Consider the following 9,958-nt stretch of genomic DNA (forward strand, 5'->3'; position numbering starts at 1 on the left):
GCTCCGGCACCTGCTGCTGCAGCCCCGGCACCCGCCGCGACGAAGCTCGCACTCCCGACAGAGAACGACAACCTCTACGTGACCCCGCTCGTGCGCCGTCTGGCGTCGCAGCAGGGCGTGGACCTGGCTTCGGTCACCGGCACCGGTGTGGGTGGTCGTATCCGCAAGGAAGACGTGCTGAAGGCCGCGGAGACCGCTACGGCGGCACCTGCTGCTGCAGCCCCGGCTCCCGCTCCGCTCGAGGTCTCGCCCCTGCGCGGCACGACTCAGCCGATGTCGCGTCTGCGCAAGGTGCTCGCCAAGCGTGCTGTCGAGTCGATGCAGCAGACGGCTCAGCTGACCACGGTCGTCGAGGTCGATGTCACTGCCCTCGCCGACTACCGCGACAGCGTGAAGGCGTCGTTCCTGGAGAAGACGGGCGACAAGCTCTCCTTCCTGCCGTTCTTCGCTCTCGCCACGGCTGAGGCTCTGCAGGCGTTCCCGATCGTCAACGCGACCGTCGACGGCGAGAACATCGTCTACCCCGCCAGCGAGAACGTGTCGATCGCCGTCGACACCGAGCGCGGTCTGCTCACGCCGGTGCTGCGCGACGCCGCTTCGAAGAACATCGCGCAGATCGCTCACGAGATCGCCGATCTCGCCGCGCGTACCCGCGACAACAAGCTGAAGCCCGATGAGCTTGCCGGCGGCACGTTCACGCTGACCAACACCGGTTCGCGTGGCGCCCTGTTCGACACTCCTGTCGTGTTCCTGCCCCAGTCGGCGATCCTGGGTACCGGCACGGTCGTCAAGCGTCCGGGTCTCGTGAAGGTCGGGGGTGCTGATGCGATCGCCGTCCGGTCGTACGTGTACCTCGCGCTCTCCTACGACCACCGGATCATCGACGGCGCCGACGCAGCCCGATTCCTGGGCGCGGTGAAGGCCCGCCTCGAGTCGGCGCAGTTCGCCGCTCAGCTCGGCGCCTGACCGCACGAGTCATCCTGGCTGGTCCGCGACGTCATAGACGTCGCGGACCAGCCATTTCTCTTCTGTGCGGATGAGGACGACGATCGTCTGATCGGACCCTTCGCCCTCCGCGTCTCCCGCCCCCTCATCCGCCCCACTCGTCCGAAGGCGTACCACCGCGACGTCCCCGTACTCGTCCACGAGTTCGGGGCTCGGCTTCACCGGATCCACCCTGCCCAGAGCCCCCGTGACGTTCTCGGCGTCGCCGGCCACGGCATCCGTGCAGGAGGTATCGCCCTGGGCGCGGCAGTCCGCGATCGCCCGCAGGAGAGATGGCACGGCGCCGATGGGATCCTCCTCGGCGGAGGAGGACTCCGACGTCGAGGCCTCTCCGCCGACGGGAGCTGCCCTCGGGGGCGGCGTACTGACCGACGCTGCATCTCCCCCCGGCGACGGCGACTGAGAGCTGCCACCTGCTGCCCCGTCGGCCTTCCCTGCTTCTTCGCCGTCAGGCCAGAGAAGCCCTCCGGCGAGCACCAGAGCCGCGGCCACCCCCGCCACCAGCACCGATCTCTTCCGCCGGTCGGCTGTCGTCTCAGACCGCCCTGCCCCGCTGTTCCGAAGTCGTGTGGGAGCGGGACGGGTTCGTCGTCTGTCCTCCAGTCGCGCATGGATCGACTCGACGAACACGCGGAGAGCATCGCGGATCGCGTCCCGTCTGCGGCTCGCCCGATGCGGTTCACCGGTGCGGACGCGATCCGCCCGCAGACGGAGCGCACCCTGACGGTCCTGCGGAACACCTGGCGCGGTCGCGCGAGCGAGGTCTCGTGCGCGCTCGGGAGCGTGGAGTTCGCGCTCGAGCGGCTGCGGAGCAGCGATGTCGAGCATCGACCGCTCCCACGAATCGATGAGCGTGCGAGGAAGTCGCGGATGGGTGAGAGTCTTCTCCAATCCGTCCTCGACGGCACCCAGCACGCGCGTGAGTGCCTTATCGGGAGTCTGCTCCCTCAGGCTCTCGAGGATCTCCATGACTCCTGCTCTGGCGTCAGGACCATCTCCGAGCACGAAGACAGGACGCCCTCCGTCTGTCAGCCACCACGTGCCGGTGCGTGCGCCGCCGGCACCCTCTCCCAACTCGTCGAGACCCCGCAGAAGGCTGACGACGAGCGTGCTGGATTCACCGGGAGTGATGTTCCCTCCCGCCGCGGATCGCCGGCCCAGGAACCCCCGCACCCGCTCCGTGCACCACGGAAGCAACGCATCGTGCCCTTCCCTACGACGACTGACATCGATGGGCGCCGCGATGTGCTCGGCTCCCGCGAACCGCCATCCGTCCCAGCCGCGGAGGATCGCTGCGTCCATCCGCACAGCGACGCCTTCCCCCTTGGTCACCAGCGTGCCCGAGAACGGCCCCTCGGTCGGATCGAGCGTCCTCACCACGCGATGCGCCCCTGGTACGAGTGGCGCCCCACGGCCGTCGTCGATCGCGATGTCGTTCATCTCCCCATCACAGCGCAGGAGGCGCTTTCGTCACCGGGTTCGGAGGCGACCCGGGCGGATTCCGGCTGAGCCCCCGATGTGCAGGAGGAGTGAGAGGCGCCCGCTCCGCTTCGCGCGAACGTCGACATCACGAGGCCGTCGGACTCGGTAGGCTGGTCCTCATGGCAAAGAGTGCTCCTGAACCCGAAAAGCGTCCTGGGTTCTTCTCCCAGATCAAGTCCCTCTTCCGGTTCACACGTGAGGCCTACTCATGGCTTCCGTGGGCGCAGACCGCGATCCTCATCGGCGGCGTGCTGCTCGGCCTCGTCGCCGGCTATCTCATCCCGCCCTTCCAGATCTGGACGCTCGTCCTCTGGGGCATCACCGGTCTCATGCTCGGCATCCTCGGCGCCCTGTTCCTGATGACCCGCCTGTCAACCTCGGCCATGTACAGCAAGATCGACGGCATGCCCGGCGCCACCGGTCATGTGCTCAGCACCAGCCTGGGTCGCAGCTGGCAGGCGTCCGAGACGCCCGTCGGCATCAACCCGAAGACGCAGGAAGCCGTCTACCGCACCATCGGCCGCGGTGGCATCGTGGTCGTCGGCGAAGGCGCACGCGGTCGGCTGACCCGCCTCGTGAACGAAGAGCGCAGCAAGGCCCAGCGCGTCGCGCACGGCGTTCCCGTCACGGTTCTCTACGTCGGACACGGCGATGACGAGGTGGCGATCGCCGATCTCTCGAAGACGATCAAGAAGCTCCCGAAGGTGATCGACAAGGCCACGATGGCCGCCGTCATCCGCCGCGTGGACTCCGTGTCGCAGTCGCTGTCGTCGCTGCCGATCCCGAAGGGCATCGACCCGACCAAGGTGCGCTCCCAGCGTCCTCGTTGAGCTCGCGCACACGAGCCTCGAGCGCGGCCGTCCTCCTGTGAGGGCGGCCGCGCTCTGTTTTACTCGGAGAGCGGCTGCCGTGGCAGACGACGGACCTTCGCACGACGGCGACGACGCTCCGGGACCATCGAGCGCATCTCGTCGAGCTTGCCGAAGCAGAACAGGCGGTCATCCGCTTCCAGCACGACGTGCTTGCGCGGGTTGGGGATCACGCTGACACCGCGGTGCAGCGTGAGAACTGTGATGTCCCGTTCCCACAGACCTGCTTCGCCCAGGGTCTTCCCGACCAGGTCGACCGCGCCGTGCACCATGAGTTCGGCGACGCCGTAGCCCGTCGAGACCGTCAGGCGCTGGCGCACGTCGATCTCGGGGAACGCCACCTGACCGGCGATGTAGTCGATGATGGCGCCCGCGACGTCGAGCTTCGTCGCCGTCTCGATGCCCTGCAGCCCTGGCGAGGAGTTGACCTCCATCACCAGCGGACCGTCATCGCCTTCGAGCATGTCGACGCCGGCCACGCGCAGGCCCATGATCTGGGCGGAGCGCACGGCTGCGCGCTCGTAGACGGGGTCGAGCTCGATGGCCTCCACCGAACCGCCGCGGTGCACGTTCGATCGGAACTCGTCTCCTGCCGCCGATCGTCGCATGGCGGCGACGACGCGATCGCCGACGACCAGCGCTCTGATGTCCCGGCCACGGCTCTCGGAGATGAACTTCTGGATGAGCACGTTCTGCTTGGTGGAGTGCAGGGTCTCGATGATCGCCTCGGCGACCTTCACCTGCGGTGCGAGGATGACCCCGATCCCCTGCGTGCCCTCCAGGAGCTTGATGACCACGGGCGCTCCACCCACACGCTCGATCGCAGGGCGCACGTCCGCACGGTTGCGCACGAACGCCGTCGGCGGCATCGCGATGTTGTGGCGGGAGAGGATCTGGTTCGCGCGCAGCTTGTCGCGGGCGCTCGAGATCCCGTTCGCGGTGTTCGGCGTGTAGACGTCCATCTGCTCGAACTGTCGCACGACGGCCGTGCCGAAGTACGTGATCGAGTTGCCGATGCGCGGCAGGATCGCGTCGTAGTCGCTGAGCTGACGACCTCGATAGTGCAGGTCCGGTTCCTCTGCGGTGAGGTCGATCGCGAAGCGCAACGTATTGAGCACCTTGACGTTGTGCCCGCGCTGAAGCGCGGCTGCACGCAGCCGCTGGGTGGAGTACGCCTGCGGCGCGCGGGAGAGCACTGCGATCTTCACGGGGATTTCCTGCCAGGATGTATCAGGTGAGTAGGTCTACCCATTCAAACACCCTTACGGGGTGGCGAGAGTGGGTGAGCCTGCCCGATCTCGGCGTCGACTGGCTCAAAGCCAAGATCGACACCGGTGCGCGCACCTCGTCGCTGCACGCTTTCGACATCGTCGAGTTCGAACAGGACGAGCAGCCCTGGGTCCGTTTCAAGGTCAAACCCTGGCAGGACAGCCAAGAGGACGCGGTCGTCGTCGAGTTGCCGGTCCACGATCGTCGCGCGGTACGGAGCTCTTCCGGTCATGCCCAGGAGCGACTCGTCGTCGAACTGCTGATCCGTCTCGTGGACCGCGAGGTGCTGGCCGAGGTGACTCTGAGCAATCGCGACGAGATGGGTTTCCGGATGCTCATCGGACGTGAGGCTCTGCGCCGCGGGTACATCGTCGATCCTGCGCGCTCGTTCCTCGGTGGAAGGGCGCCGCGCGAGGCACGCCGGCGCAACCGCGGGCGCGCCTGAATCCGCCCGACCGCGTGATCAGGTGCGGATCAGAACCGTGCCGACCGCCTTGTCGTGCAGACCGCGCTGATCGGCGTCCCAGATCACGGCCGGCACGACCACCACGAGCAGGAGCGTGCGCACGATCGGACGCCACAGCCCGACCCAGCTGCCGTCCATGCGCGCCAGACGCATTCCGAGGATACGGTGCCCCGGGCTGCCGCCCGCGGTCGGGATGAAGACGATCTGCAGCACCGCGAACACCAGCATCGGAGCGAACTGGCTCAGGCCGGCTTCCGTCGGCAGCGCGAACTGGTTGAATCCGAGGAATCCGGTGGCGATGATCGTCGCCGCCGCGTAGTCGATCAGGAGGGCACCGATGCGGCGTCCGGGGCGGGCGATGCTCCCGGAGCCGGATTCCGGGAGTCCGAGTCGTTCACCGGGGTACGCGTTCACAGCATCCGTCACTCCCCCAGCCTACCCAGCGCGATATGCCGCGCTGACGCCGTCGCGCCTGTAACACGCCCGAAACAAAGCGGATACCGTAGAGAAATCCCCCGTCCGTACTCTGCAGAGTGGCCGTAAAGCCATCGATCCGCATTACAGGAGTCGTACATGTTCAAAGATTCGTCCGAGGTACTGACCTACATCAAGGAGAACGACGTCAAGTTCCTTGACATCCGTTTCACCGATCTCCCGGGTGTTCAGCAGCACTTCAACATTCCTGCATCGACGGTCGACGAGGCTTTCTTCACCGACGGCCAGCTGTTCGACGGCTCCTCGATCCGTGGCTTCGCCAGCATCCACGAGTCCGACATGCAGCTCATCCCCGACGTCACGACTGCGTACGTCGACCCGTTCCGCGAGGCGAGCACGCTCGTCATGCTGTTCGACATCTACAACCCGCGCACGGGCGAGATCTACTCGAAGGACCCGCGTCAGGTCGCCAAGAAGGCCGAGAAGTACCTGACCTCGACCGGGATCGCCGACACCGCGTTCTTCGCCCCCGAGGCGGAGTTCTACATCTTCGACGACGTCCGCTACAACGTCACCTCGAACTCGAGCTTCTACAGCGTCGACTCGGAAGAGGGCGCGTGGAACACCGGCCGCGAGGAAGAGGGCGGAAACCTCGCCAACAAGACGCCCTACAAGGGCGGCTACTTCCCGGTCAGCCCGGTCGACAAGACCGCCGACCTGCGCGACGACATCACCCTCAAGCTGATCGACGCCGGGTTCATCCTCGAGCGCTCGCACCACGAGGTCGGCACCGGCGGCCAGCAGGAGATCAACTACCGCTTCGACACCATGGTCCACGCGGCGGACGACATTCTCAAGTTCAAGTACATCGTCAAGAACACCGCCGAGGAGTGGGGCAAGGTCGCGACCTTCATGCCCAAGCCCCTCTACGGCGACAACGGCTCGGGCATGCACACCCACCAGTCGCTGTGGAGCGACGGCAAGCCGCTGTTCTACGATGAGGCCGGCTACGGACAGCTCAGCGACATCGCGCGCTGGTACATCGGCGGCATCCTGGCGCACGCGCCCGCGCTGCTCGCCTTCACCAACCCGACGCTGAACAGCTACCACCGTCTGGTCAAGGGCTTCGAGGCTCCGGTCAACCTGGTCTACTCGGCCGGAAACCGCTCCGCCGCGATCCGCATCCCGATCACGGGCTCGAACCCGAAGGCCAAGCGCATCGAGTTCCGTGCGCCCGACGCGTCCGGCAACCCGTACCTCGCCTTCGCCGCGCAGCTCATGGCCGGCCTCGACGGCATCAAGAACCGCATCGAGCCGCACGAGCCGGTCGACAAGGACCTCTACGAGCTTCCCCCCGAGGAGGCCAAGGACATCCCGCAGGTCCCGAACTCCCTGCTCGACTCGCTCGACGCGCTGGCGGCCGACCACCAGTTCCTCCTCGAGGGCGGCGTGTTCACCAAGGAGCTCATCGAGACCTGGATCTCCTACAAGTACGAGAACGAGATCCTGCCGATGGCGCAGCGTCCGCACCCGTTCGAGTACGAGCTGTACTTCGGCGTCTGACGACCAGAACATCGCGAAGAGCCCGTCTCAGCTTCCGCTGGGCGGGCTCTTCCGCATTGTCGTGCGATGTCGGATCGACGCTCGAGTGACGTCGCGAACACCGGAGGTCGCCACACCGCGTCATCGGCTTGACCGCGCGGCATCCCGGGTGGTCGACTGGTGAGTCTGACCATCGACCGGGGGAATCATGCGCCGTAGAAGAGTGACCGCGAACACCGAGCTGCGCACCCCGGCCGACCCCTGGCCCTCGCAGCCCTCGAATGCGGTCGCCGCATACGCCAGGACCAACCCGTTCATGTTCGGGCTGCTGGGTGCCCTCGGCGTGCTGGTGGCGCTGGGTATCGGAAGCGTCGTCGGTCAGCTCGCGACCGTGCTCGTCTACATCGGCGTCGCGGTGTTCCTCGCGCTCGGCCTCGATCCGATCGTCACCTTCATCGAGAAGAAGCTCCCCCGCCCCGCCGCCGTCACGATCGTGGTGGCCGGGGTCATCCTCGCTTTCGCCGGCATCATCCTCGCCATCGTCCCGATCCTCGTCGAGCAGATCAGCAATCTGATCAAGGACGGCCCGCGGATGATCGAGGACTTCATGGCCAGCGCCTGGTTCAAGGACGTCAGCGGTCAGTTCGGCTCCACGATCGACGATGCCGTGCAGGGCGTCCTCAGCTTCGTGAAGGACCCGAACAACTTCCTCGACATCGGCGGCGGCGTGTTCGCGGTGGGTGCGGGCATCGCCGGCGGCTTCACCGGGATCACGATCGTCCTGATCCTGACGCTCTACTTCATGGCGTCGCTGCGCAGCATGAAGCATGTCGCCGCCCGCTTCGTCCCGGCCTACCAGCGCGACACCTTCAGCAGCCTCCTCGAAGACGTCTCCGGCGCCGTCGGTCGCTACGTCATCGGTCAGGTGAGCCTCGCGCTCGTCAACGGAATCCTGAGTCTCATCTTCCTCAGCATCATCGGCGCCCCGGTGCCGGCCCTGCTCGCGCTCATCGCGTTCATCGGCTCGATGATCCCGTTGGTCGGAACGCTGACCGCGTCGATCATCAACTCGCTGATCTGCCTCTTCGTCTCACCGCTGACGGCGCTGATCGCGATCATCTACTACCTCATCTACATGCAGATCGAGGCCTACGTGCTCTCGCCGCGCATCATGAGCAAGGCCGTCGCCGTGCCCGGCGCTCTCGTGGTGATCGCCGCGGTCGCCGGTGCCGCGCTGGGCGGCATCCTGGGCGCCCTCGTCGCGATCCCCGTCGCCGCGAGCATCATCATCATCATTCAGAAGGTGACCTTCCCCGCGCAGGATCGGAAGATCGTCCCGCCGCCCGTCACCCGCTGAGAGGACGGCGCCGGGACGGCGAGCTCGATGATCCTCAGCGGACCAGCAGCGCACCAGGCTCGACGCGCACGTCGAACGCGGTGACCTCGCCCATCTCCTCGCCATCGATCTCGAACACGAGCGGCGTCTTCAGCTCGACTGAGATGGTCTCGACGGGCAGATGACGAGCGGACTCGGTGCTGACAGCCTCATCTGTGGCGCCGAAGAGTCGGCGGATACCGTTGTCCCACACGAACGAGCGCAGCGTGTCGAGCCACTGCAGCGCGCCATCGGCGCTGATCATGAGCACGTCGAGCTTGCCGTCGTCGAGAACCGCGTCCGGGAGCAGACGGATGCCGCCCTGCACCATGCCGCAGTTGCCGATGAGCATGGTGTGCCCTCGCACGGCGACAGCCTTCTCGCCGTCGATCCCCAGGGTGATGTCGGTCATCTCGGTGCCGGCCAGTGCACGGCCCATCGCCTCGACGTAGGCCAGCCACCCGGCCTTGGACTTGAGGTCGTCGTCGGTCTCCACCAGCATCTGCGCATCGACGCCGAAGCCGACCATCACGGCGAACGCGTGCTCGGTACCGTCGTATGAGACCCAGCCCAGGTCGATGCGTCGAGGCTCGGCGTCGCGAACACGCTCCAGCGCGGCCTTCACGTTGTTCAGCGGGACCTCGAGGTTGCGCGCGAGGAGGTTGCCCGTCCCCTGCGGCACGATCCCGAGAGCAGTCTCCGATCCCGCCAACGACTCGGCCACAGCCCGCACGGTGCCGTCTCCACCGACCGCGATCACGATGTCGCGGCCTTCCTCGCGGGCCTCGCGAGCCATACCGCGGCCCGGGTCCTCCGGAGTGGTCTCCCACCAGCGGATGTCGTACTGATCATCGAACACACCGCTCACCGCGGTCTGCAGAACCTCCTGCTGGACCTTCGAAGGGTTCCAGACGATGCCGATTCGCGCGTGGGTCATATCGTCAGCTTGGGACACCTCGTCCGATACCGCAAACTGAGGCTGCTCGATCAGCCGTAGAAGAGCTGCTCGAACGTCTTGCGTGCGCGCCGCGTCACACCGAGGTAGTCCTCTTCGAGCTCGGTCGCCGAGCGGTCGGGATACCCGAGCAGTCTCCCGATCGCGTCGAGCTGCCTGCGGTCCGCGGGCAGCACATCGCTGGTCTGACCGGTCAGCAGGGTGATCGCCGACCGGAGACGGCTGGAGAGCAGCCAGGCCTCACGAAGACGTGCGGCATCCTCCTCGGTCACGAAGTCCGCTGCCACCGCGGCCTCGAGCGCACCGAGGGTCGACGTCGTGCGCAGTCCGGGGACGGCGTGCGCGTGCTGCAGCTGCAACAGCTGGACGAGCCACTCCACGTCACTGAGCGAACCGGGCCCGAGCTTCAGGTGACGCCGGGGATCTGCGCCCTGCGGCAACCGCTCCCCCTCGACCCTCGCCTTGATGCGCTTGATCTCGCGTGTGCCCTGCAAGTCGACCGACTCCGGGTAGCGGATCGTGTCGGCCAGTGCCGTGAACCGCGCGATCAGCTTGGCGCT

General features: G+C 66.7%; 9 protein-coding genes and 1 pseudogene. 5 read left to right on the forward strand and 5 right to left on the reverse strand.

All coding sequences use genetic code 11. From position 1 onward, the window contains the following. On the forward strand, window positions 1-966 hold a 966-nt coding region (locus tag KZA10_RS02660; protein ID WP_218682105.1), incomplete at its 5' end, for a 2-oxo acid dehydrogenase subunit E2. A 9-nt stretch (window positions 967-975) separates the two neighbouring features. Here KZA10_RS02660 and KZA10_RS02665 read toward each other — a convergent pair. Continuing rightward, on the reverse strand, window positions 976-2,445 hold the full coding sequence (locus KZA10_RS02665) for a hypothetical protein (RefSeq protein ID WP_218682106.1): 1,470 nt from the start codon (window positions 2,443-2,445) through the stop codon (window positions 976-978). 161 nt (window positions 2,446-2,606) lie between these two features. Between KZA10_RS02665 and KZA10_RS02670 the strand changes: the two genes are divergently transcribed. Next, window positions 2,607-3,317 carry a DUF4191 domain-containing protein gene (locus tag KZA10_RS02670; protein ID WP_218682107.1) on the forward strand — a complete coding sequence of 237 codons (711 nt, stop codon included), beginning with the start codon at window positions 2,607-2,609 and terminating at the stop codon, window positions 3,315-3,317. Between the two features lie 59 nt (window positions 3,318-3,376). Here the strand turns inward: KZA10_RS02670 and KZA10_RS02675 are convergent, their stop codons facing one another. Continuing rightward, entirely contained in the window at window positions 3,377-4,564 is a 1,188-nt protein-coding gene (locus KZA10_RS02675; RefSeq protein ID WP_017830470.1) for a RimK family alpha-L-glutamate ligase, read from the reverse strand. A gap of 17 nt (window positions 4,565-4,581) precedes the next feature. Here KZA10_RS02675 and KZA10_RS02680 point away from each other — a divergent pair, with 17 nt between their 5' ends. Next, the gene (locus KZA10_RS02680; protein WP_036323483.1) at window positions 4,582-5,070 is read left to right on the forward strand and encodes an ATP-dependent zinc protease; all 489 of its coding nucleotides are present in this window, start codon (window positions 4,582-4,584) and stop codon (window positions 5,068-5,070) included. An 18-nt stretch (window positions 5,071-5,088) separates the two neighbouring features. Here the strand turns inward: KZA10_RS02680 and KZA10_RS02685 are convergent, their stop codons facing one another. Continuing rightward, window positions 5,089-5,517, reverse strand: coding sequence for an RDD family protein (locus tag KZA10_RS02685; RefSeq protein WP_031206091.1), 429 nt, complete (start codon window positions 5,515-5,517; stop codon window positions 5,089-5,091). Window positions 5,518-5,664: 147 nt separating this feature from the next. Between KZA10_RS02685 and glnA the strand changes: the two genes are divergently transcribed. Both glnA and KZA10_RS02695 read left to right on the forward strand, forming a co-directional pair. After that, the gene (glnA, locus tag KZA10_RS02690; RefSeq protein ID WP_017830467.1) at window positions 5,665-7,089 is read left to right on the forward strand and encodes a type I glutamate--ammonia ligase; all 1,425 of its coding nucleotides are present in this window, start codon (window positions 5,665-5,667) and stop codon (window positions 7,087-7,089) included. A gap of 202 nt (window positions 7,090-7,291) precedes the next feature. Continuing rightward, on the forward strand, window positions 7,292-8,425 hold the full coding sequence (locus tag KZA10_RS02695) for an AI-2E family transporter (protein WP_229778907.1): 1,134 nt from the start codon (window positions 7,292-7,294) through the stop codon (window positions 8,423-8,425). A gap of 34 nt (window positions 8,426-8,459) precedes the next feature. Here the strand turns inward: KZA10_RS02695 and KZA10_RS02700 are convergent, their stop codons facing one another. Then, a complete protein-coding gene (locus tag KZA10_RS02700; RefSeq protein ID WP_218682108.1) occupies window positions 8,460-9,380 on the reverse strand; it encodes a diacylglycerol kinase family protein in 921 nt (306 codons plus the stop codon). A gap of 50 nt (window positions 9,381-9,430) precedes the next feature. Continuing rightward, window positions 9,431-9,958 (reverse strand): annotated as a pseudogene (locus KZA10_RS02705) (bifunctional glutamine-synthetase adenylyltransferase/deadenyltransferase); the annotation flags it as partial.

The organism is Microbacterium sp. BF1, assembly GCF_019279095.1.
GTDB classification, from domain to species: Bacteria; Actinomycetota; Actinomycetes; order Actinomycetales; family Microbacteriaceae; genus Microbacterium; species Microbacterium maritypicum.